The sequence below is a fragment of the Streptomyces shenzhenensis genome, assembly GCF_021462265.1.
GTDB classification, from domain to species: domain Bacteria; phylum Actinomycetota; class Actinomycetes; order Streptomycetales; family Streptomycetaceae; genus Streptomyces; species Streptomyces shenzhenensis.
Genome location: NZ_JAJONF010000009.1, coordinates 184487 through 206804, shown reverse-complemented (window position 1 = coordinate 206804; position 22318 = coordinate 184487). Strand labels below are relative to the sequence as shown.

General features: G+C 71.3%; 17 protein-coding genes and 2 pseudogenes. 14 read left to right on the top strand and 5 right to left on the bottom strand.

Annotated features, from left to right (window positions below):
- Nucleotides 1-645: 645 nt before the first annotated feature.
- Nucleotides 646-1251, bottom strand: a complete 606-nt coding sequence (locus LQ326_RS15355) for a hypothetical protein (protein WP_234536822.1) — start codon at nucleotides 1249-1251, stop codon at nucleotides 646-648.
- A gap of 670 nt (nucleotides 1252-1921) precedes the next feature.
- Nucleotides 1922-2887: an alpha/beta fold hydrolase gene (locus LQ326_RS15350; protein WP_234536820.1), complete on the bottom strand. Its 966-nt coding sequence runs from the start codon at nucleotides 2885-2887 to the stop codon at nucleotides 1922-1924.
- A 57-nt stretch (nucleotides 2888-2944) separates the two neighbouring features.
- Here LQ326_RS15350 and LQ326_RS15345 point away from each other — a divergent pair, with 57 nt between their 5' ends.
- Together LQ326_RS15345 and LQ326_RS15340 are read left to right on the top strand one after the other, a co-directional pair.
- Nucleotides 2945-3577: a TetR/AcrR family transcriptional regulator gene (locus LQ326_RS15345; protein ID WP_234536817.1), complete on the top strand. Its 633-nt coding sequence runs from the start codon at nucleotides 2945-2947 to the stop codon at nucleotides 3575-3577.
- A complete protein-coding gene (locus LQ326_RS15340) occupies nucleotides 3574-3714 on the top strand; it encodes a hypothetical protein (RefSeq protein WP_234536814.1) in 141 nt (46 codons plus the stop codon). The genes LQ326_RS15345 and LQ326_RS15340 overlap by 4 nt, the downstream gene beginning before the upstream one ends.
- A 271-nt stretch (nucleotides 3715-3985) precedes the next feature.
- On the opposite strand, the gene LQ326_RS15335 is transcribed toward LQ326_RS15340, so the two are convergent.
- Nucleotides 3986-4942 carry an NAD-dependent epimerase/dehydratase family protein gene (locus tag LQ326_RS15335; RefSeq protein WP_234536811.1) on the bottom strand — a complete coding sequence of 319 codons (957 nt, stop codon included), beginning with the start codon at nucleotides 4940-4942 and terminating at the stop codon, nucleotides 3986-3988.
- Nucleotides 4943-5185: 243 nt separating this feature from the next.
- Here LQ326_RS15335 and LQ326_RS15330 point away from each other — a divergent pair.
- Nucleotides 5186-5973: pseudogene (locus LQ326_RS15330) on the top strand (IS701 family transposase); the annotation flags it as partial.
- A gap of 432 nt (nucleotides 5974-6405) precedes the next feature.
- The gene (locus LQ326_RS15325; protein WP_234536809.1) at nucleotides 6406-6720 is read left to right on the top strand and encodes a hypothetical protein; all 315 of its coding nucleotides are present in this window, start codon (nucleotides 6406-6408) and stop codon (nucleotides 6718-6720) included.
- Between the two features lie 173 nt (nucleotides 6721-6893).
- On the opposite strand, the pseudogene LQ326_RS15320 reads toward LQ326_RS15325, so the two are convergent.
- Nucleotides 6894-7289 (bottom strand): annotated as a pseudogene (locus tag LQ326_RS15320) (transposase); the annotation flags it as partial.
- A 142-nt stretch (nucleotides 7290-7431) separates the two neighbouring features.
- Between LQ326_RS15320 and LQ326_RS15315 the strand changes: the two are divergent.
- The 9 genes from LQ326_RS15315 (at nucleotide 7432) to LQ326_RS15275 (ending at nucleotide 20314) form a co-directional block, all read left to right on the top strand.
- Entirely contained in the window at nucleotides 7432-8115 is a 684-nt protein-coding gene (locus tag LQ326_RS15315) for a TetR/AcrR family transcriptional regulator (protein WP_234536807.1), read from the top strand.
- A 264-nt stretch (nucleotides 8116-8379) separates the two neighbouring features.
- Nucleotides 8380-9960, top strand: a complete 1581-nt coding sequence (locus tag LQ326_RS15310) for an ABC transporter substrate-binding protein (protein ID WP_234536804.1) — start codon at nucleotides 8380-8382, stop codon at nucleotides 9958-9960.
- Nucleotides 9961-10083: 123 nt separating this feature from the next.
- A complete protein-coding gene (locus LQ326_RS15305; RefSeq protein ID WP_234536802.1) occupies nucleotides 10084-11511 on the top strand; it encodes an amidase in 1428 nt (475 codons plus the stop codon).
- Nucleotides 11508-12539, top strand: a complete 1032-nt coding sequence (locus LQ326_RS15300) for an ABC transporter permease (protein WP_234536800.1) — start codon at nucleotides 11508-11510, stop codon at nucleotides 12537-12539. Before LQ326_RS15305 ends, LQ326_RS15300 begins: the two co-directional genes overlap by 4 nt.
- The gene (locus LQ326_RS15295; RefSeq protein ID WP_234536798.1) at nucleotides 12529-14370 is read left to right on the top strand and encodes a dipeptide/oligopeptide/nickel ABC transporter permease/ATP-binding protein; all 1842 of its coding nucleotides are present in this window, start codon (nucleotides 12529-12531) and stop codon (nucleotides 14368-14370) included. The genes LQ326_RS15300 and LQ326_RS15295 overlap by 11 nt, the downstream gene beginning before the upstream one ends.
- On the top strand, nucleotides 14370-15242 hold the full coding sequence (locus tag LQ326_RS15290) for an ATP-binding cassette domain-containing protein (RefSeq protein WP_234536796.1): 873 nt from the start codon (nucleotides 14370-14372) through the stop codon (nucleotides 15240-15242). The genes LQ326_RS15295 and LQ326_RS15290 overlap by 1 nt, the downstream gene beginning before the upstream one ends.
- A gap of 265 nt (nucleotides 15243-15507) precedes the next feature.
- Nucleotides 15508-15948 (top strand): Lrp/AsnC family transcriptional regulator, encoded by a 441-nt coding sequence (locus LQ326_RS15285; RefSeq protein WP_234536794.1) that lies wholly within the window; start codon nucleotides 15508-15510, stop codon nucleotides 15946-15948.
- Between the two features lie 51 nt (nucleotides 15949-15999).
- Complete coding sequence (locus LQ326_RS15280; protein WP_234536792.1) at nucleotides 16000-18969, top strand: aminotransferase; 2970 nt, start codon at nucleotides 16000-16002, stop codon at nucleotides 18967-18969.
- A gap of 373 nt (nucleotides 18970-19342) precedes the next feature.
- Nucleotides 19343-20314 carry an acyl-ACP desaturase gene (locus LQ326_RS15275; RefSeq protein ID WP_234536789.1) on the top strand — a complete coding sequence of 324 codons (972 nt, stop codon included), beginning with the start codon at nucleotides 19343-19345 and terminating at the stop codon, nucleotides 20312-20314.
- 298 nt (nucleotides 20315-20612) lie between these two features.
- Here LQ326_RS15275 and LQ326_RS15270 read toward each other — a convergent pair whose 3' ends face one another.
- Entirely contained in the window at nucleotides 20613-21476 is an 864-nt protein-coding gene (locus LQ326_RS15270; protein ID WP_234536787.1) for a LysR family transcriptional regulator, read from the bottom strand.
- Between the two features lie 93 nt (nucleotides 21477-21569).
- Here LQ326_RS15270 and LQ326_RS15265 point away from each other — a divergent pair, with 93 nt between their 5' ends.
- Entirely contained in the window at nucleotides 21570-22307 is a 738-nt protein-coding gene (locus LQ326_RS15265) for an SDR family oxidoreductase (protein WP_234536784.1), read from the top strand.
- Nucleotides 22308-22318 lie beyond the last annotated feature (11 nt).

Sequence of the window (22318 nt, the reverse complement as noted above, 5' to 3'; positions counted from 1 at the left end):
TCAGGCCGACCTGTGACAAAGGCCGCGGAGGCTCCGCGCCGGTGCACTTGGCGCGGAGCCTCCGCGCGTTGGAATGGGAATCCGCTGCGAGTGAGTTCGATACCGGGTTCCGAGCGGGGAGAGATCCTTCCCGTGCCCCTTGGGCCCGGTCCCTGTGGGCTCACCTCGTGTGGGCGGAAGCGGAGTCGTCGACGCTGCGTCAGCAGCCACTGTCCGGCCGTCGGACACGTGTCGACTCGGTCTCGTTCGGGGTGTCTCCCTGTGGGATCGGCGACAGCGATCACCGCCCCGGCCGCGCACATCACCGCGACGGCCGCGGCCACGCGCGCACCGCGGATGCCGGCGATCAGAGCGATCCAGGCCGGCGCGGCGACGGCCAGGGCGACGGGCGCCACGATCCCCGGGTCGCTGGGGAGCGTGGCAACGTTGATCCAGATCGATACGCCCAGTACCGCCAGCATGCCCGCGGCGCGCACCCGCGGGTCGGGGATCATGCCGCTCAGCCCGATCCCTGGACGGTCCGTGGCCGGGATGAATCTGCTGACGATATTCATCGGTGCGGAGTATTCCAGGACGGGGTGCCTGAAGACGGCGCCCGCAGCGCGCGCACAGCCCGGACGATCTCGGTGAGCAGTGGTATGAGGATCACCGTGCCTCGCCCGTCGCACGCGCGGTGCCCACGGCCGGTCGCTGGTCCACGGCCGTGCCGGCCTGGGCCAGGCGCGCCCGGCCTCGCACCCACAGTCCCAGACTGCGGAACAGGCTCATGCTCACGGACAGGAAGATGAAGCCGTTCGTCAGAGCGGCCTCGCTCAAGTGATGAGTGGTCAGAAACAGGCCGAGCCCCACCGGGAAGACGTGCTGGGCGCCGTAGGCGAAGCCGAGCCGGGCGGTGGTCACGGCGATCCAGACCGCGGCGTAACCGGCCCCCGAGCGGCTGACCGCGGCGGGCCTGCCCGGGGTGGGCGAGGTGCGCGGCCAACGGCGTCGCCAGTACGGGTCGTAGTCGACGGGCACCAGCAGCGAGCAGACCGAGAACAGCCCGAGCGCCGCCCCGGCCAGCGTGCCGGCGCCCTGCAGCAGCAGGTCGTTGCCGTCGACGGGCAGCGAGGTGAAGAAGAACGGCACGAGCACGGCGACGCCTACGACCGGCCGCCCCACCCGAAACCAGCCGATCTTGCGGCGGCCGAGATCCGACTCGAGCACCACGGCCAGGATCGCCAACTGCATGATCACGATGTTCGCTGTCATGCCCCCACCCTCGCTGCGACGCCCGGCCCTGCCATCGGCCCCTGGGCCGGTCACCGGGTGGAGATCCGGGCCCTCGGGTGGAGAACGCGGCCGCCCCCGCGCCCACTGGCTGCCGGCACGTCGATCGTGCCGAACCGCGCCATGGCCGACAGCTGGTACTGAGACGGACGGCACTGAGCAGACCGAAACGCCGCCAGAAGCTGATCCAGGGTCACTCTTCGGAGATCATCGGCCGGCGGATCACGCTGGGGCGGTACACCGTCATGAACTCACCGGCGCTGAGCGGGAGTTAATCGCTCGGCTTGTACCGCGGGCCAAGCCGGGACGACGGGGGTGGAGGACCGCCGGGTGATCAACGGCATGGTCGACAAGGTCCGGACCCGGATCTCCTGCCGTCACCTGCCCGAACGCCAAAGGGTCCCCCTCGCCGGCGACGGCCGGGGAGGGCCGCCGGCCGACCTGCTCACGGCCGGACGGCGCCACGACGGCATCTGCGCACGCCCGCTTGTCGAGCGGATCGGAGTGCCCGGCAGCGGTCGGGGATCGGCATCCTTCCTCGCGCACCACCGACGGCATACGCGTTGCCGTCGACTCCTGGTGCGCGGGAGGCGCCGCGACGTGGATGAGCGGGGGCGGAAGACGGACATGGCGAAGCTCCGCCACGAAGGTGTCAGCCGTGCGGCACGCCTGCCACCGGCTCACCACCGAGGAAGTCCTCCAGGATCTGGGTGAACCGCTCCGGCTGCTCCTCGGCCGGATAATGACCGCAGTCGTCGAGGACCACCCCGGTGACGTCGTCGGCCGCCAGCCGCATCGTCTGAGTGGCCAGCGCGCCGCTCCACAGCGCGCCGCCGACGGCGAGCACCGGCAGCGTCAGCCGGGTCTTGCCGCGCTGCTCGTTCTGCGCGATCGTCTCGTCCAGCGCCCGGTAGTACGCGAAGCTCGCCCGCAGCGCGCGGGGATCCGCGGCGATCGCGTCGACATAGACGTCGACGGCGTACGCGGGGATCGCGGCCGGGGTGGCGGCCTTGGTGGCGAACTGCCAGCCGAAGAAGAGCCGCTCCCGCCCTCGGACCAGTTCCTCGTTGAGCTCGGTGAGCCGGTTGAAGCCGAACTGCCAGAGCTTCTGGTTGACCGCGGCCGGGCTGAAGACCGGCGGGGACGGCACGAGACCGGGAATCACGGCTTCGACGACGGCGAGCCGGCCCACCCGCTCGGGGTGATCGGCAGCGAGGGCGTATCCGGTCCACGTGCCGATGTCGTGGCCGACCACGTCGAACCGGTCGTGCCCGAGCGCGGTCATCAGCGCGACCAGATCGGCGGCCAGCGTGCCGGCGTCGTAACCGTCGTCGGGCTTGTCGGAGAGCCCGGCCCCGCGCGAGTCGACGGCGACGACGGTGTGCTCGCGGGCGAGCGCGGGCATCACCTCCCGCCAGGCGTACCAGGTCTGGGGCCACCCGCCGACCAGCAGCAGCGGTGGGCCGTCCCCGCCGGTGACTGCGTGCAGCCGCAGCCCGTCCAGCTCCACGAGCCGGCTGGTGAACACGTCGGTGAACCCGTCGGGCAGCCGTAGCGAACCCAAGCTTGCCGTGCCGTCGGCCGTACTCATCATGGAACGATCGGTGCAACTTGTCATGCCGACGACCCTACTCATCTTGAAACGATCGGTGCAAGATGGGTAGGCTGACGAACCATGGCAGGCCGCAAGCAGTTCGACGTGGATGAGGCGCTACGACGTGCGATGCACGTCTTCTGGCGCTGGGGCTATTCGGAGGCCTCGATCGATCGCCTGACCGAGGGCACCGGCCTGGGCCGGAGCTCGCTCTACGGCACCTTCGGTGACAAGAGCACCCTCTTCCAGAAAAGCCTCCAACGGTACGCGGAGACCTACCACCCGCTGTACGACCAGGCGCTGTCCGGCCCCCACCCGAGCCCAAGCGCCGTCGTGGCCGCCTATCTGCAGGTCACCCTGAACCGCATCGCCGACCCGACGGTCCCGGACGGCTGCCTGCTCACGGTGTCGGCAACGCAGTTCCCGGCCCTCGACGCAAAGAGCCGGACGATGGTCCGCGCCATGATCGACAGATTGCGGGCGATGCTGGAACAGGCGTTGCTGGCGGCGGGGGCCGGTGAGCAGGAGGCGGCAGAGCTGGCGTTGTGCGCGCTGGCAACGAACAAATCCCTGGCGGTGCTGAGCCGCGCCGGCTTCTCGAGCGACGACCTGGCAACCGTTGCCGCGGCCGCCGCCCGTGTCCCCGGGAAGACCACACTTACTGCCTTGAGCAGTGCGACGGACACCCAGGGCCCCGGCAAAGTCGCTGGGTGATGCCGAGTGGTGCCAGTGGCCGGGTGCTGTCGCGGGCGTGGTGGCGGTCGGCGGCGGCGACGCCGGTGATGCGGAGTGTCGGCGGCAAGCTGAAGATCGTCGCTGACTTCGGTGACGAGACCTGTGTCCTGGGCTGATCCGATCGGCAGGCTGCGGCCAAGGTCCACGCGCAGTCCGGTGGGCAAGCCCGTCTCCTGGTGTCAGGGATGATGCTCCTCCCCGGTACCCGGGTGGAGCGTCGTTGTCGCGCACCGTCGGGACGACTGCTTGTTCCCACCTGCGCTCACAGGAAGGCCCCCGGCGAGTCGGGGGCCTTCCTGTGAGCGCCGAGATCGTTGGCTCGGCCATTGCTCGGTTGAAGCGACAACTGCCCCTCTGACGGCCTAGAGCCCTGGCCCGCTCTGGCGATCAGGTTCCAGCGAGCAGTTTCGCCTCTGCTTCCGGGGACAACCCGTGCCCCAGCGGTGGCTCGCCGCGCTCGCGGTCCCATGCCAGCACGTCAGCGACAGTCACCGCCAACGGAGTCGCCGGCATACCGGCGGCTCGGGCGCGAGACGGGCTGCGCTGCTGCGTCGACCACATCGCTTCGGGGCGGATCAGCGGGAAGAAGGGTGGCACCGCTTCGGCGGACACCGGAACGACCTCGACCTGGCTGCCTGCGACCCGCGCGCAGGTGTTGATCAGATCGGCCATCGTGGTCGGCTCGGCTGGACCAACGGCATGGAATGCACCAGGTCTGTCGTCCACGAGCAACTGCACCACAAGTCGGGCCAGGTCACGCGAGTCGATCACCTGAACCGGCTGCTCGGGACGGCCTGGCAGGGCCACCCGGCCGCCACGCGCTGCCCGGCGTACCCAGTACGTGAGCCCATCCTGCACGTCGTGTGGTCCGACTACCTTCCCCGGCCGCACGATCGTCGCCCGCGAGCCGTACCGGGCCAACACGTCGTCCTCGCAGGCTGCTTTGAGCGGCCCGTAGGTCTCTTCGGTCAATTCCTCGGTGTCACGGACCGGTGGCCGACGTGGGGTGTCCTCGTCCGAGCCCGGCTCCACACCCGCCCGTACATACACCGCTTGGCTGGAGATGAACAGGTATCTGCCGACCCGGTCGCCGAGCGCCTCCATCGCCTGCCTGACGTGGCGCGGCACGTATCCGCTGACATCGATCACCGCGTCCCAACTACCTTCGTGCAAGGCCGTGTAGTCACCGGTGTCCCGGTCGCCGATACGCCTGGGCATCCCCGGAAACAGCTCGGGTCCTGTCCGGCCCCGCCCGAAGAGGGTCACCTTCGCGCCCGTACGGAGAGCATCGTCCACGACGGCCCGGCCCACAAATGAGGTGCCGCCCAGTACAAGGATTCGCATGGCACCCGACAGTAACTATCTACGCACACTGCCTCCACAGCGTTGATCGTGATCTTGCTGTCGGGGTCGATGAGGAGACGCGGGCGGCCACCGCTGATCATCGGTGTGCGAAGACTGAAGATCATGCGGTGGTCGCAGGTCACAGCGTTGACCCTGCCCGCTGGCGCGAGGCGTTCGAGGGCCTGATGGGTCGGACAGCCGGCCGATTCACGCGGGGGTGAACCCCGTCGGCGCGTACGAGACCATACGGTCGGCGTGCAGCGCCAGTACACCGGTACGGCTGGCAGGATCGAGAACTCGCAGGTCGCGGTCTATGTCGTCCATGCGGGCCGGCGCGGTCACGCAGCGGTGGACCGCGAGTTGCAGGTCCCGCATTCGTGTTCCTCCGAGCCCGACCGCCGCCGGGCTCGGCGAGCAGAGCGCCTTCGCCGCAAAGCCGGAGCTGGCGGCCCGCATGATCGGCCGGTTCCTGGACGCGGGCCACCGGGCCCCGTGGGTGGCCGGCGACGAGGTCTACGGCGGCAACCCACGCCTGCGGGACACTCTGGAGGAACGCAGGTGCGGCTACGTGCTTGCCGTCGCCCGCACCCACGAAGTCCCCACCCCCGCCGGAAAGTTCCGAGCTGGTGCTCTGTCCAGGAAGCTGCCGAGGTTGGGCCTGGCAGAAACTGTCCGCCGGGGCCGGTGCGAAGGGGCGCCGCTTCTACGACTGGGCCGTCATCGACCTCGCTCGCCCCGGCCCTGGCAGCCACCAGATGCTGATCCGCCGCAACCGAAGCAGTGGCGAACTCGCCTTCCACCGCTGCTACTCGCCCCACCCGGTGCCGCTCACCGCGCTGGTGAGAGTGGCGGGATCAAGGTGGCGGGTGGAGGAGTTCTTCCAATCCGGCAAGGGCCTGGCCGGACTCGACGAGCACCAGGTCCGCCGCTTCGGCTCCTGGACTCGTCGGGTCACCCTCACCATGCTCGCCCACGCCTTCCTGGCCGTCGTCCGCGCCGACGGGCATGCCCGGGAACCCGTACCAGGGGGTGGTCCCGCCGGCTCCCGGCGGCCGGAGCGGTGACACCCGGGAGCCTTCAGCCAGTGCTGTGACCGCACAGGTACGCCGGGTCGGTGCTGCGTCATACGCCACCTCAAGGCTGTAGCTCCGCCGGGCACCGGACCAGCCCACCGGCCACCGCTCCGCTGCCGCCTGGACACCGAACATGCGAAGCCCTGCCATGGTCGGACGACCCTGTTTGCCGATTCGGCGGCCGCCCGGGACCTGGCCGACGGCCGCAAGGGCCAATCCAAAAGGGCGCCTCCGACGTATCGGAAATAGGCCGCATCCTGGGAGTGCGCACCTGGTCGGCTGGTTCCCGCGCGGCGGGATCCTGGATGCGGGACGTGCTCCGCGGCTGCGGCCACCCATCTCGTGCCGCCGAGAGTCGCGCGAGAGGACGAAACGAAGGGCGTATCCATCATGCGAGCACAACGCACGAGGCGTCTCGTCGCGGCGTCCGCTGCCGGCATTCTGATGGCCGGCGGCGCTGCGATCAGCGCAGCCGGCACGGCCGCAGCAGCCCCTGCCGCGCACACCCAGGTGACCACCAATGTGTGCTTCGACCACGACGACTGGCGCTGCTTCAACCAAGGCGGGTTCTGCTTCAACCACCCCGGGTTCTGTTTCGGCAACGGCTTCGACCACCGTTTCGGCAACGGCTTCGACCACCGTTTCGGTAACGGCTTTGACCACCGTTTCGGCAATGGAGGCTTCGTGATCTTCGTGCTTCGGTAGCGGTCACGTAGGTGGACAAAGGTGCACCCATCGGAGCAAGAACGGCCCCTGACCAGTCATGACGGTCAGGGGCCGTTGCCGTGCGCCTCAGACGTCGGCTCTTCTGGTGTGACCGTGCGTTGAGTCGTGCATGACGGGGCTGGCTGAGCGGTTGGTGCTTCCCCATGCTGAAGTCAAGCCGCCGCAGTGACTGAGGGTGCGACTCGACAGCACCATCGGTCACGGATCAAGGCCCGCAGAACGTTGACGCGCCTGCGGGCGAGGGCGAGCACGGCCTGGGTGTGTCGTTTGCCTTCGGCGCGCTTGCGCTCGTAGAACTTGCGCGCGTCGGGGTCGAACGGGACGCTCACCAACGCCGATGTGCAGAAGACCCGTTGAAGGCGCCGGTGGTAGCGCTGAGGACGGTGGAGATTCCCGCTGATCTTGCCCGAGTCGCGTGGTGCGGGCGTCACTCCCGCGAAGGCGGCGAGGCGGTCAGGACTGGGAAACGCATCCAGGCTGCCGCCGACGGCGACGAGGAACTCGGCACCGGGAACTGTGCCGATGCCGGGCAGGGATTGGATCACCTCGACGACCTCGGTGGCCGCCCCGGTGGCCGGGCCCAGGATGACCCGCTCGAAACCGGTCGCATAGGCTGGTCTCATTGTTGCCGGTAGAGAGTCGCGGGCTGCGGCAGCGTGTGCTCGCCGTCCGTCCGAGGGAGGCGTTCGAGTGGCAGTTGCCGGGGGCCGGTCGACGAAGCGGCTCCAACGGGGGACCCTGTCCCAGGGGCTCATCGTGGGGGCCGCGCTGCGCATCCTCGACGAGGACGGGCCGGACGCGCTGACCTTCCAGCGACTCGGCAAGGAACTGTCCTCCTCCGCGACCGCGGTCTACCGGCACTTCGCGAGTCGCGACCACATCATGGTCGCCGTCGCGGAGGAGCTCGACAGGATCTCCCTGGAGGGGTACGAGCCGCACGAGTCGTGGACCGAGTCGCTGCGGGACCTGGCGATCCGTGCCTGGAACACCGCGCTGGACCATCCGGCGGCCGCCGCGCTCTGCATGGGGAGAGTCACCCGGGGCGTTCACGAACTGCGCGCCGTCGACGCCGTCCTGGAAGCGTTCCACCGCGGCGGCTGGCGCGGCCGGGCGGCCGTCCTGCACTACCAGGCGTACTCGAACTTCGTCCTCGCCATGGCGAGCAGCAACGCCTGGCGGCTCGTCAACCAGCGGTTCGGTGCCGCGGTGAACTGGGTGCAGGAGTACCAGCCGGTGGACCCTGCCACGTACCCCTACGCCGAGGCGGCGAAGGAACACCTGCGCAGTATCGACATGACCGACGTCTTCCGCCGGCAGACGGACATCCTCCTCGCGGCTCTCGAGGCGGAGGCGGCGACGCTCCCGCGCGACTGACGCGCGCCCTCTGCCAGGCTTCAGGGCCACTGCCCCGCAACGGTCCTGCGCGGCGGCGTACACAAAGATAGTTAACGCTATTGACTACGTCGTTCACTGGGCGGCATCCTCTCCCCACCGAACGCTCCACGGCTCGCTCCCGCGCGGCGCCCACCGAGGGCCGCGCGCACCGCCTCCGCCCTGAACTGCTCGCGCTCGTTCCGCCTGATCCCGCCCGATCCCATGCGGCCTGCGCAGCGCCCGACTCCCCCTCCAGGAGCACCCATGCGCCAGACCCGTACCCGCGCGGTCCCCGTGACCGCGGCCGTCGCCATGACGGCCGTGCTCGCCGGCTGCACCACCACGGGATCGACGTCCGAAGACCCCGGCACCGGCGGTGCCGCGGCCGTGACGAAGATCCGGACGACGATCGACGTGCCGGCCGGCTTCGACCCGGCCAAGGCCTTGTCCCTGCCGGATTACCTGCTCGCCCGGGACAGTTACGACACCCTCGTGCGCAAGGACGACGGCGGGCTCGTCGGCGGGCTGGCCACCAAGTGGAGGAACACACCGACCTCGGCGACGTTCACCCTGCGCACCGACGCGACGTGTGCCGACGGGACGCCGGTCACGCCGACGGTCGTCAAGGCGTCCCTCGACCGCTACGCCGACCCGAAGACGGCGGCGCCCGATCTCCCCACCGTCTTCGGCCCCGGCAACACGGTGAGAGTGACCGCCGACGACGCGGCGCACACTGTGAAGATCACGCTGGCCAGGCCATGGGGCGACATGGTCACCGGCCTGTCGATCGCGAGCACGGGCATCGTCTGCCCGGCGGGACTCAAGGACCTCAAGGCCCTTGCCGCCGGCAGAGCCACGGGCTCGCAGTCCGGCCCCTACCTTCTTCAGAGGTCCCAGCCCGGCGTCTCGTACTCCTACGCGCTTCGTCCGGAGTACAAGGCCTGGCCGGCCTGGCGCACGAAGATCCCCGGCAAGGCCGCCACGACGCTGGAGTACCTGGTCTCGCCCGACCCGACGGCGACCGGCAACCTCGTCACCAGCGGCCAGCTCGACATCGGCAAGATCGACGCCTCGGGCATCCCGCGCTTCGACGGCGTGGGCGGCCACACGGTGAGCGTCAGCCGGTTCTCCGACTTCTACCTGCTCTTCAACGAACGGCCCGGCACGGTCTTCGCGGACGTCGCCACCCGCCGCGCGGTTGCCCAGGCCGTCGACCGCGCCGCCTTCGCCAAGGTCGCCTCGAAGGACACCGGTGAGCTGTCGACGATGTTCGTGCAGAAAGGCATCCCCTGCAACGACCCTGCCACCTCGTTCCTCGTACCGACGGACAAAACCGCGGCGGCGGCCGTGCTCAAGGGCAAGAAGATCCGCCTCGTCGGCCCCCAGGTGGTCGGGCCGGCCGGCGCCGGAAACCAGTACATCCAGGAGGCGCTGCGGGCCGCCGGCGCGGACGTCACACTCGCCAACGTCGACGTCGGGACCTGGGTCGGGACCGTGTTCGGTAAGCCTGACGCCTGGGACCTCACGGTCTTCGCCGACCTCAACTTCCTCGGCAGCCTCGCCAACCCGCTCGGCCACTTCGTGGGCCCGACCGTCTCCGCAGGCGGCGGGAACCTCGGCGCGGTGAGGAACCCCGCGGTGAACAAGGCCTTCGCCCGGGGCGCCGCGGCGACGACCGACCAGGCTCGCTGCGCCGCGTACCGGACAGCCGCCAAGGCCCTGATCTCGCAGGCGGACGCAGTGCCGCTGGTCAACGACCCGTTCATCTACGCGCTGCGCAAGGGGTTCAGCGCACAGATGCTCGGCGGCTCGCTCGACGACCCGATCCTGCGCATCACCGGCTGACGGACGGGCCGCCACACGGCGCAGACCCACGCGGCCGGACCCGGCCGTCCGGCACGCCGAATCCCCGCGCGGTTCCGGTGCCCGGCACCGAGACCCTTGCACCTTTCCGACAGGAGTCCCCTGGTGATCGACCCATTCAGCACCGCCCAGCAGATCGCCGACCTCGTGCGCGCCAAAGAGGTCAGCCCGGTGGAGGTGGCCGAGACCTACCTCGATCGCATCGAGCGGATCAACCCCGCCGTCAACGCCATCGTCTGGCTCGACGCCGACGCGGTGCGCGCGGCGGCCGTCCGGGCCGAGCGGGCGGTGCTGCGCGGCGATCCGCTCGGCCCGCTGCACGGCGTCCCCGTCCCCATCAAGGACCTCAACTCCGTGGCCGGGCAACCCAACACGATGTCCTCACTGGCGATCCGGGACACCCCGCAGACGGTCACGGACCCCGACATCCAGCTCCTCCTCGACGCCGGCGCGATCCCCCTCGGCCGGACCAACTCGCCGGAGTTCGGCGCCCTGACCGTCACCGAGAACTCCCGGCACGGCAAGACACGCAACCCGTGGAACCCGGCGCACACCTCCGGCGGGTCGAGCGGCGGCGCGTCGGCGGCCGTCGCGGCCGGGCTCGCCCCGGTGGCACACGCCTCCGACGGCGGCGGATCGATCCGGGTCCCGGCGTCCGTCACCGGCCTCGTGGGCCTCAAACCGAGCAGGGGACGCGTGCCCGCGTTCGTCCGGGGCTGGGAACACTCGACGACCGAAGGCGCGATCACCCGCACCGTGCGCGACGCGGCCCTCATGCTCGACGTCATGGGCCGTGCCGACCGGCTCGCCTGGTACAGCGCGCCCGAACCGGGTCGCCCGTACATCGAGGAGGCCGGTGCCGATCCCGGGCGGCTGCGGATCGGTCTGCTCCTCGACGCGCCGACCGGGCTGCCGGTCGACGAGGAGTGCCGCAAGGCGGCGCTGACGGCCGCGCAGGCCCTGCGAGACCTGGGACACGACGTCGTCGAGGCCCGCCCGAAGATGTTCTCGTACGAGGCGATCATGGGCTTCACCTGGACGATCATCAGTGCCTCCACCTACGCCATCGAAGTCGACGATCCCGACGCCGTGGACCCCTACATCCGGCGCCGCCGGGAGACCGCCCTCGAGGTCACCGCGGGCGACTACGCCCGGACGGCGGCGCGCCTGCAGGCCGAGTCACGCGACGTGGTCGCCCAGTGGGGCAGGGACTTCGACGTTCTCCTCACCCCCACCACGGCGGTCGTGGCGCCACCGGTCGGCCCCGTGTACGACGAGGCGAACTCCGACCCGGACGGCCCGCGGGCCACCGAGACCCGGATGGTCTCGTTCACCGCGTTCGTCAACATCGCCGGGCTGCCCGCCATCTCACTGCCCGTCCATACGACCGCGGACGGACTGCCGGTCGGTGCGCAACTCGTCGGCGCGCCCTACGACGAGGCGACGCTGCTGCGCCTGTCCGCCCAGCTCGAACCGCGGTTCCGCTGGCACGAGCGGCATCCGGACGACGCGGCACTCGCGGGGGCGTTGTGAGCGCCGGGTCCGCCGCCGAGGCCGGGCCGCTGCCGGCCGCGTCCGTCCGCCGCGTTCCCCGGCTGCGGCTGGGCGGCGGCTGGGCCGGGTTCGCCGTCCGCCGGGCGGGCGGCCTGCTGATGTCCATGCTGCTGCTCGTCCTCGTGACGTTCCTCATCGTGCCCCTGCTGCCCGGGGACCCGGCCCGTGCGATCGCCGGCACCAGTTCGTCCCCGGCCACGCTCGCGGCGATACGCCGACGCCTGGGCCTCGACGAGCCGATCACGACGCGGTTCGTGCACTACCTCGGCGACATCGTGTCCGGACGGCTCGGCACCTCGTTCCGGTTCGGCACACCGGTCGCGGACATCGTCGCGACCCGGTTGCCGTACACCGTCCAGCTCGTCATCCCGGCCGTGCTGCTCTCCCTGGTCATCGCCGTCCCGCTGGGCATGGCCGTCGGTGTCCTCACCCGTGACGGACGCCGCCGGCGGCTCGGCGTCGGTTTCGGCACGGTCGCCGGGCTCCTGGCGTCGGCGCCGGTCTACGTCGTCGCGACCCTCCTCATCGTCCTGTTCTCGATCAGCCTCGGGCTGCTGCCGGCCGGCGGCGCCACGACACCGAGCGCGCTCGTCCTGCCGATCGCCGCGCTCTGCATCGGCCCGGCCTTCGCCATCGCCCGGGTCGTCCGGCAGGAGACGGCCTCGGTGCTCGCCCAGGACTACATGAGGACCGCCCGCGGCCACCGCCTGGGATCCGTACGCCTCCACCTCCGCCACGCACTGCCCAACCTCGTGACGAGTGTCCTCACCCTGAGCGGACTCGTCCTCACGTCCCTGCTCGGCGGGACGATCATCCTGGAGAACGTCTTCACCTGCCCGGGGCTCGGCACCGAGGTCGTCCAGGCGATCATCTACAAGGACTATCCGGTGATCCAGGGCATCATCCTCGTCGTCGGCATGCTCGCCCTGCTCGTCAACCTCCTCGTCGACGTCGTCCTCGGGATCGTCGACCCCCGCACTCTCGAGGGAGGTCGTCGTGGCCACTGACGCGGCCGTGCGCCGATGGCGCCGCAACCCGTCGCTGCTGTCCGGCGCCGTGATTCTCGGACTGCTCCTCGCCGTGGCCCTCGTGGCCCCGCCGCTGCTGAGGGGTGCCGCGGAGACCCTCACCGACGGCGCCCGGCTGGGGCCCGGCGCCGGACACCTCCTCGGCACCGACGCCTTCGGCCGTGACGTCCTCGCCCGGGCCCTCGTCGCGACCCGGCTCACCCTGCTCATGGCCGCCGCCGCCACCGCCGCCTCGTTCGTCGTCGGCGTCGCGATCGGCGCGCTGGTCCACCTGGCCCCCGGGTGGCTGCGCGAGACCTGTCTGCGGCTCGTCGACTCGGCGGTGGCCTTCCCCTCGCTCGTGCTGGCCCTCGTCATCGCGGCGGTGCTCGGACCGGGCACGGTGTCCGCGATCGTCGCGATCGCCGTCGCCGGCGCCCCCGGGTTCGCACGGCTGACGGCGAATCTCGCCGCGACCGTCGCGGACAAGGACTACGTGCTCACCGCGCGCCTGCTCGGCGTTCCCGGCCTGCGCATCCTGGGCCGGCATGTCCTGCCGAACATCAGCGGGCCGCTGCTGGTGCTCCTCAGTTCGAGCTTCACCCTGTCCCTGCTCGACATCAGCAGTCTGTCGTTCGTCGGCCTCGGCGTGCAGAACCCGCAGTACGACTGGGGCCGGCTGCTCAACGAGGCACTGCCGTCGATCTTCGCCCAGCCGTCGGTCGTCCTCGCTCCGTCGATCATGCTCATCGTCACCGGCGTGGGCGCCATGCTCCTCGGAGACGGCGTGGCCTCCCTCGTCGACCCGCGAACCCGCGGCACAGCGCCCGCGCCGAGCGGGACGGCGGACGCGACGGGACCGGCCGACCCGGCACGGGCACCTGTGGCGCTTCAGGCGCCGGGCGGTGCGGGGGCAGCAGCCGACACCGAGCCGGACGGCCTGCTGACCGTCGCCGGGCTCACCGTGCGCGCCGGTGCCCGGACACTCGTCGACGACGTGTCGTTCACCATCGGGGCCGGCCGGATCGTCGGCCTCGTCGGGGAGTCGGGCTCGGGCAAGTCCACCATCGCCATGGCGGTCGCGGGCCTGCTCCCCGAGGGCCTGCGGGTGAACGCGTCGCGCCTCGCCCTCGGCGACCTCGACCTGCTCGGAACACCGCCGCCGCGACGCCTCGCCACCGAGATCGGCATCGTCTACCAGGACCCGATCGGCACCTTCAACCCCGCGCTGAGGCTCGGCACCCAGCTCACCGAGGTGGCCAGGGTGCATCTGCGGACGCCCCGGCGCCGGGCCGCACAGGACATGGTCCGCGCGCTGGCCGACATCCACGTCACCGAACCGCAGCGGCGGCTGCGCCAGCATCCGCACGAGCTGAGCGGCGGCATGCTCCAGCGTGCCTCGATCGCCTCCGCGATGACGACGAACCCGCGGCTCCTCATCGCCGACGAGCCGACGACGGCACTCGATGTCACCGTCCAGGCGGAGGTGCTGCGGCAGTTCCGGCGCATCAACCGCGAGCACGGCACGGCGATGCTGTTCATCTCGCACGACATCGGCGTGGTCGGCGAGCTCTGCGACACCGTCCTGGTGCTCCACGGCGGCCGGGTCGTCGACCGTACGACAGGCGGCGACCTGCGCCGGGGGACGGTCACCCACCCGTACACCCGCGCGTTGCTCGCGGCGACGCCCGCCGCGGTCGAGGCCGGCGGAACCCTCAGCGCGGTCCGGTGGACGGCCGACGCGCCTTCGGCGCAGCCGAGCGGGGCGCCGTCGGACGACCTTTCCGACAAAGCCGCGGACCGCCCCCCGGCCGCGGAAGGGAGCCGCTGATGTCCGCCACCGCCACCGCCACCGCACCGGACCCGCAGCCGGCCGCCCCGCTGCTGCGCGTCGAGGACCTCGCCGTCGAGCTGGGTCACGGCGTAGCGGCCCGCAGGGTGCTCAAGGGAGTCTCGTTCGACATCCCCCGGGGCAGCACCCTCGCACTCGTCGGGGAGTCCGGATCGGGCAAGACGACGCTCGCGCGGACGCTCGTCGGCGTCCACCGGCCGTCGAGCGGCCGGATCCTCGTGGACGGCGCCCCGCTGCGCACCTCGCGCGGACGGGCGGGAGCCGCGCGGGTCCAGATGATCGCGCAGGACCCGTACTCCTCGTTCGACCCGCGGCGCACCGTCGCGCAGTCGCTCGCCGAGGCACTCGATCCGATCCGGGCCAGGGTCGGACCGGCCCGGGCCCGGATCGCCGAACTGCTCAGCCAGGTGAGCCTCGACCCGGACAGCATGGACCGCTACCCGCACGAGTTCTCCGGCGGCCAACGCCAGCGGCTGGCGATCGCACGGGCCCTCGCACCGCGTCCCCGGTTCGTCATCGCCGACGAGATCACCTCGGCCCTCGATCTGACGACCCAGGCCGAGATCCTCAACCTGCTCGCCGATCTGCGCCGCCGGCTCTCGCTGACGATGCTTTTCATCTCACACGACCTGGCCGTCGTCCGGCACGTCAGCGACACGGTCGCGGTCCTGCTGCACGGGGACCTGGTCGAGCTCGGTCCGACCGGAGCCACCTTCGCCGAGCCGAACCACCCGTACACCGCTCGACTCCTCGCGTCCGTCCCCGGCGACCCGAGGTTCCGCCTCGACGACGAGCCCGCCACGAGTTCAGTCGACCGGACGCGGAGCGGCTTCCAGCCCGCCGACCGGTGAGGGTCGATCCGCGGCCGCCGTTGCGCGCCGACCGCGGATCGACCCTGTGGCGCGGGGCGCGTGTGCCTCGCAGGAACCCGAATCACGCGACGGACGAAGGACCGTCCGCCTCGGCAGACAACAGGCACGAACGGCTCCGGCAGCCACAAGCGTTCCCGCGGTTCGCTCGATTCCATCGTTCTCGCACTTGAATCGAGCATGTTCATCCGGCATTGTGCTTGAAACAAGCGTGATGACTGCCGTTCGTGCAGGAGAGAGGTGCCGCATGGACGACATCGACCGGGCCATCCTGCGGGAGCTGCAGGTCGACGGCCGGATCCCCTACGCCGATCTGGGCCCCAAGGTGGGGTTGTCGCCCTCGGCCGCGCGACTGCGGCTGCAGCGGCTGATCGACACCAAGGCGGTCCAGGTCGTCGGAGTGACCGACCCGATGACCCTGGGCCAGCAGGCGATGGCGCTCCTGGGCCTGCGCATCGACGGCGATCCCCGGGCGGTCGCCGATGAGCTGTCCCGGCACGACGAAGTCGTGTACACGGTCCTGACGGCCGGCGGCTTCGACCTGTTCGCGGAGGTCGTGTGCCCTCAGCCTCGGGATCTTCTGGACTTCGTCAACGACGTCGTGCGACCCGTCGAGGGTGTCGCATCCGTGGAGAACTTCCCCTACTTCGCGATTCACACTCACCGCTTCTTGTGGCACGTCGACTGAGGCGTCCGAGCGTCCGAGCCCTGTCTGCCCGCACCAGCCGAGGAACCCCGCATGCTGCCCGACGAGCACCGCACGATCGACTTCTTCACCGAGGACGCCCTTCCCGTACCCCGCATGACGCCGGCCGAGGCCGAGCTCATCGCTGCCGAACACCTCGGCATCACTGCTCGCGCGCGGGCCCTGGGCAGCCAGCAGGACGCCAACTTCCTGCTGCACGCCGACGACGGGACGCCCGCGGCGATTCTGAAGATCGCCAACCCCGCCTTCGGCATGGTGGAGATCGAAGCCCAGGACGCGGCAGCCGACCTGATCGCCTCGGCCCGTCCGGAACTGCGCATCGCCACGGTCCTGCGCCGCCCTGACGGCTGCCCGCGGCGCACGACGGTGGACACCGAGAACGGTCCGGCCGTCGCCCGCCTGCTGCGCTACCTGCCCGGCGGCACGCTCTCGGGACCACGGCACCTGTCTCCCGGCGCCGTGGCGGGCATGGGCACGATCGCCGGAAAGGTCAGCACCGCCCTGCGCGGCTTCCGGCACCCGGGCCTCGACCGCGTGCTCCAGTGGGACCCGCAGCACGCCGATCGCGTCGTCGCCAAGCTCGCCGGGCACATCGGCGAACCCGGCCGGCGCACCGCCGTCCGGACCGCGACCGCCGAGGCCTGGGCACATGTGCACAAGCTCGCCGGCGCGCTGCCGTCGCAGGCCGTGCACCTGGACCTCACCGACGACAATCTGGTCCGCTGCCCCGACAGCCGTCCGCCCGTGCCGGACGGCGTCATCGACTTCGGTGACGTGACCACGAGCTGGGCGGTCGGCGAACTCGCCGTGTCACTGTCCTCGATGCTCCACCACGACGGTATCGAGCCTCACCACGTACTGCCGGCCGTCCGCGCCTTCCACGCGGTTCGGCCGCTCTCCCCGGAGGAAGCCGAGGCGCTGTGGCCGCTCGTGGTCCTGCGCGCCGCCGTCCTGGTGGCGAGCGGGCAGCATCAGGCCGCCGTCGACGAGGACAACGTCTACGCCACGTCCGCGCTCGACCACGAATGGCGCATATTCGAACAGGCCGCCCGGCTGCCCCTGCCGGTGATGATCCGCCTCATCAGGGACGCGACCGGCATGACCGGCGTGCCTGCCCGGACCGCGCAGGCCGGCGCGCCGGTGCGCCCTCTCCTGCGGGACCTCGACGCCGACGACATCACCGTCCTCGACCTGTCCACCGACGCCGAGTCCATGGACCACGGAGCCTGGACGGACGCCGGCGCCGAGGCCCGGCTGGTGACCTCCGCGCTCACGGACGGAGCGGCCGCCGTCGCCACCCGGTACGCCCAGGCGCGTCCGACTCGGGCACCGGCGCTGTCGGCGGTGTCCACCGCCACGGTGCCCACCGGAATCGACCTCTGGCCCGGCCGGGACGCCGTGGTGCAGGCGCCCGCCGCGGGGAAGGTCCTCGCCGCGGCGCCGGGCCACGTGGAACTCACCTACGGCTCGCAGGTGCTGTCACTGTCCTTCCTTCATGCGGTCCAGCCCCTGGTCACCACCGGTGCGACGGTGCAGGCGGGCGAGGACATCGCCCACCTCGGCTCCGGTGCCCCGGTCCACGTGGCGCTGCGCGACGCCGACGGCCCCGCCGCCCCGCGCCTGGTCCGTCCCGAGTACGCCGCCGGCTGGCTCGCGCTCACCGCCGACCCCGCCCCGCTCCTCGGCCTTCCGGCCGGCTCCGACCCCGCGGGCGAGAGGGACCTGCTCGACCGGCGTGACGCCGCGTTCGCCACCGTGCAGGGGCACTACTACGCCAACCCTCCGCGTATCGAACGCGGTTGGCGCCACCATCTGCTGTCCACCGACGGCCGGTCGTACCTCGACATCGTCAACAACGTCACCCCACTGGGCCACGCCCACCCCCGCGTCGAGCAGGCGGTGTCCCGGCAGTTGCGGCGGCTCAACACCAACTCGCGCTTCCACTACGCCGCCGTGGTGGAGTTCACCGAGCGCCTCGCCGCCCTCCTGCCCGACCCTCTGGACACGGTGTTCCTCGTCAACTCCGGTTCGGAAGCTGTGGATCTGGGCCTTCGCCTGGCCATCGGGGCCTCCGGCCGGCACGACGTCGTCGCGCTGCGCGAGGCCTACCACGGCTGGACGTACGCCTCCGACGCGGTCTCCACCTCGCTCCAGGACAACCCGAACGCCCTGGCCACCCGCCCGGACTGGGTGCACACCGTGGACTCGCCCAACTCCTACCGCGGCCGTCACCGCGGGCCGGATGCCGTGCGCTACGCACCCGAGGCCGTTGCGGTGATCGACGAACTGGCCGCCGCCGGCCGCCCGGCGGGAGCGTTCATCGGCGAGACCTTCTACGGCAACGCCGGAGGAGTCGCCCTTCCCGACGGCTATCTCGCCCAGGTGTACGCGGCGGTACGGCGTCACGGCGGCCTGGCCGTCGCCGACGAGGTCCAGGTCGGATACGGCCGCCTGGGACACTGGTTCTGGGGCTTCGAGCAGCAGCAGGTCGTCCCCGACATCGTCTGTGTCGCCAAGGCCATGGGCAACGGACACCCCCTCGGCGCCGTCATCACGTCCAGGGCGGTCGCGGACCGGTACCGCGACCAGGGCTACTTCTTCTCCTCCACCGGCGGCAGCCCCGTCTCCAGCATCGTGGGCCTCACCGTCCTGGACACCCTGCGCGACGAAGACCTCCAGGGCAACGCGGTGCGCGTCGGCGGCCGTCTGAAAAGCCGGCTGGAGGCACTGGCCGACCGCTACGGCATCATCGGCGCCGTCCACGGCTCGGGCCTCTACCTCGGCCTCGAACTCGTCCGGGACCGCGCCGGCCTGGAACCCGCCACAGAAGAAACCGCCGAACTCTGCGACCGCATGCTCGACCTCGGCGTGATCGTCCAGCCGACCGGCGACCACCTCAACATCCTCAAGATCAAGCCACCGCTGTGCATCGACGCCGCCGCAGCCGACTTCTTCGCCGACATGCTCGACCTGGCCCTCACCCAACTCGGCCATTCCCGCTGACGCCGCACACCCGCAGGCCCGGGGCCCGGTGGCTGGTACGGCATCCAGCCGAGCCGTCGGAAGGCCGGGCCCCGGCCCGCCGATGACCCAATTCCAGGACAGGGGCGGGACGCGTTCGAAGGTCGGCCACTTGGCCGGGCCCCTGCCTGGGCCGTGACGGGGTGCGCGGTCCTGCCGCTGGAGGTCATCGCGCTGCAGACCGTCTTCCCCCAGCACTCCGCCGACCGCCTCGCCTGGTGGAAGGATCGGCGCCGCTACCGCGGTCCCCACCCGTACGTGCCAGTAGGGCCGAACGGCCCCTGCGGAACCACGGCGCGGCCTCATAACTTACGGAACCGTAGGTTCCACCCCGCAGCGAAAGGCCGGTTCCTCCATGGCCGCCGTCCCCCCGTCATCCTCTGTCCGCCGCACCACCTGGACGGACCCGCAGCTCCTGCATGCGCTGGAGGAGGTGGTCGAGCGCGAACTCAACCGCCACCTGGGGGTGTTCAAGGAGTGGATGCCCCACGAGTACGTCCCCTGGAGCCGAGGCCGGGACTTTGACGGGGTCCTGGGCGGTGAGCCCTGGGCGCCGGAGCAGTCTCCGCTGACCGCGGTGGGCAAGGTCGCGATGGTGGTGAACCTGCTCACCGAGGACAACCTGCCCAGTTACCACCACGAGATCGCCACCCTGTTCGGGCGTGACGGCGCCTGGGGTACCTGGGTGCACCGGTGGACCGCGGAGGAGGCCCGGCACTCCATGGTCATGCGGGACTACCTGGTGGCGTCCCGCGCCGTGGACCCGGCGGCACTGGAGCGGGCCCGCATGACCCACATGTCCGCCGGATTCGTCTCCGACAACCGGCACTCGCCGCTCCACACCGTGGCGTACGTCGCCTTCCAGGAACTGGCCACCCGCATCTCGCACCGCAACACCGGGCACAGCTCGGGCGACCCGGTCTGCGACCGCCTGCTGGCGCGCATCGCCACCGACGAGAACCTGCACATGGTCTTCTACCGCAACCTGCTGAGGGCCGCTCTGGAGATCGCCCCCGACCAGGCCCTGCGCGCCGTTGCCGACGTGGTGAGCGGCTTCCGGATGCCCGGCCACGGCCTGCCGGGCTTCGAGCGCGCCGCCGTCGAGATCGCCTTGGCCGGTGTCTACAACCTGCGCGTCCACCACGACGACGTCCTCCAGCCGGTGCTGCGGCACCTCAAGGTCCTGCGCCTGACCGGCCTTGGGCCCGAGGGGCTCAAGGCCCAGCAGGAGCTGGGCGAGTTCCTCGGTTCACTGGACGCGCAGGCGACCCGGTTCGAGGAGCGCCGGGCCGCCATCGTGGCGCGGCGCGCTGCCGCCAGGCGCTGAGCGCGCCGTGTCCGCCGCCGGCCGTCGTCGGCGCGATCCGTCAGGGCTTCACCGACGTCGAAGACCGTGGCCGCCACAAGTCGTCCGGATCGCCGGCGTACACCCGAGTTCATCCTCGGCCCGGTCCAGGACGCACTCGTGGCCCCACTCGGGCAGATCGCCTGCTCACGGTCCCGGTCGATGGTGAAGGCCGCCGTGTCGAAGCCCGAACCGGCCTTGGCCCGCGAACGCGGCCGTGCTCGCGGGGCGCCCTCCGCGCGATCGCCCGGGACAAACAGGTGTCGCGGGCTGTCCGATGTCACAGCCGTGTGGCCGTGCGGATCAGTCCCGCGAGGGCGAGGGAACGGCTGTGCGCGGGCCAGGCGATGTGGGTGACGACGGGGGGTGCGTCGGTCAGGGGGACGGCGGTGTGCTCGGCCCACAGCCAGGCGCGGGCGGAGTCGGGGAAGACGGCCACGGTGCGTCCGAGGGCGATCAGCTGGGCCAGCTGCGTCTGGTCGCGGATCTCGGGGCCCGGCCCGGGCGGGTAGACGCCGTGCCGGGACCAGCGGGCGAGCGGAAGGCCGGGGACGTCGCTGACGTCGGCCAGGGACAGGGCCTTGCGCGCGGCCAGGGGGTGCCCGGCGGGCAGGACGGCGATCTGCCCCTCGGTCATCAGTTCCTCGCTGTCGAACCCGGCGAGGGAGTTGAAGGGCTTGTGCATGAGCGCCACGTCGGCGCGGCCGTCGCGCAGCATCTCCTCCTGCTCGCAGGTGCTGCTCGGCAGCACCTCGATCTCCGCGGCGTCGGGCTCGGCGGCATAGGCGTCGAGGAGCTTGTGCAGCAGCTCGTGGGACGCGCCGGCCTTCACCGCCAGCACCAGACGGCTGCGGGGACCGCCCGGACCGTCGGCGCCACCGGCGCGACGGGTGCGGCGAACGGCGGCGGTGGCCGCGTCGAGGGCCGCGCGGCCCTCGTGCAGCAGCACCTCTCCGGCGCCGGTCAGGGTGACGCCGCGGCGGTTGCGTTTCAACAGGGAGACCCCGAGGCGCCGCTCGAGCTGCTGGATCGCCCGGGACAGGGGCGGCTGGGCCATGCCGAGGCGCTCGGCGGCGCGGCCGAAGTGCAGTTCCTCGGCGACGGCCAGGAAGTACCTCAGCTCGCGGGTCTCCACGGTGTCCATGGCCACAGCGTACGCCGGTGATACCTGCCGGGTATCACAGAGCACCGCATCGGTGTTGGATGCGGCGCTCGTTCGCGGGCGAGCATCGACGGCATGAGCGAAACGAAGATCGCGCTGGTGACCGGCGCGAACAAGGGAATCGGGTACGAGATCGCGGCCGGGCTGGGCGCCCTCGGGTACCGCGTGGGCGTGGGGGCCCGCGACCGGGCCCGGCGCGAGGCCGCCGTCCAGAAACTGCGCGCCGCCGGGGTGGACGCGTTCGGGGTGCCCCTGGACGTGACCGGCGACCAGAGCGTCACCGATGCCGCGGACCTGGTCGAACGGCAGGCCGGGCGCCTGGACGTCCTGGTCAACAACGCCGGCGTCTCAGGGGAGACGGGGCCGGGGTGGGAGCAGGACCCGACCACGCTCGACCTCGACGTGGTCCGTACGGTCGTGGAGACCAACGTCATCGGTGTCATCAGAGTGACCAACGCGATGCTGCCGCTGCTGCGGCGCTCCGCGGCGCCCCGCATCGTCAACGTCTCCAGTGCCGTCGCCTCCCTCACCCGGCAGGCGGACCCGGACATCGAGATCGGCCCCGTCATGGCCGCCTACGCGCCGTCGAAGTCGTTCCTCAACGCCGTCACGGTGCAGTACGCCCGGCAGTTCGCCGGTACGAACATCCTGATCAACGTCGCCTGCCCGGGCCTGGTCGCGACCGACTTCACCGGCTTCTACGGGACCCGCACTCCCGAGCAGGGCGCGGCCACGGCGATCCGGCTCGCCACGCTGCCCGACGGCGGCCCGACCGGTTCGTTCTTCGAGGACGACGGCGTCGTCCCCTGGTGACTTCGCACTCG

Excerpts from the sequence above, each read along its gene's own strand:
- LQ326_RS15265 (WP_234536784.1), top strand. The coding sequence starts at position 21,570 with ATGAGCGAAACGAAGATCGCGCTGGTGACCGGCGCGAACAAGGGAATC.
- LQ326_RS15285 (WP_234536794.1), top strand. The coding sequence starts at position 15,508 with ATGGACGACATCGACCGGGCCATCCTGCGGGAGCTGCAGGTCGACGGC.
- LQ326_RS15280 (WP_234536792.1), top strand. The coding sequence starts at position 16,000 with ATGCTGCCCGACGAGCACCGCACGATCGACTTCTTCACCGAGGACGCC.
- LQ326_RS15270 (WP_234536787.1), bottom strand. The coding sequence starts at position 21,476 with ATGGACACCGTGGAGACCCGCGAGCTGAGGTACTTCCTGGCCGTCGCC.
- LQ326_RS15355 (WP_234536822.1), bottom strand. The coding sequence starts at position 1,251 with ATGACAGCGAACATCGTGATCATGCAGTTGGCGATCCTGGCCGTGGTG.
- LQ326_RS15350 (WP_234536820.1), bottom strand. The coding sequence starts at position 2,887 with ATGACAAGTTGCACCGATCGTTCCATGATGAGTACGGCCGACGGCACG.
- LQ326_RS15345 (WP_234536817.1), top strand. The coding sequence starts at position 2,945 with ATGGCAGGCCGCAAGCAGTTCGACGTGGATGAGGCGCTACGACGTGCG.
- LQ326_RS15325 (WP_234536809.1), top strand. The coding sequence starts at position 6,406 with ATGCGAGCACAACGCACGAGGCGTCTCGTCGCGGCGTCCGCTGCCGGC.
- LQ326_RS15310 (WP_234536804.1), top strand. The coding sequence starts at position 8,380 with ATGCGCCAGACCCGTACCCGCGCGGTCCCCGTGACCGCGGCCGTCGCC.
- LQ326_RS15290 (WP_234536796.1), top strand. The coding sequence starts at position 14,370 with ATGTCCGCCACCGCCACCGCCACCGCACCGGACCCGCAGCCGGCCGCC.
- LQ326_RS15275 (WP_234536789.1), top strand. The coding sequence starts at position 19,343 with ATGGCCGCCGTCCCCCCGTCATCCTCTGTCCGCCGCACCACCTGGACG.
- LQ326_RS15335 (WP_234536811.1), bottom strand. The coding sequence starts at position 4,942 with ATGCGAATCCTTGTACTGGGCGGCACCTCATTTGTGGGCCGGGCCGTC.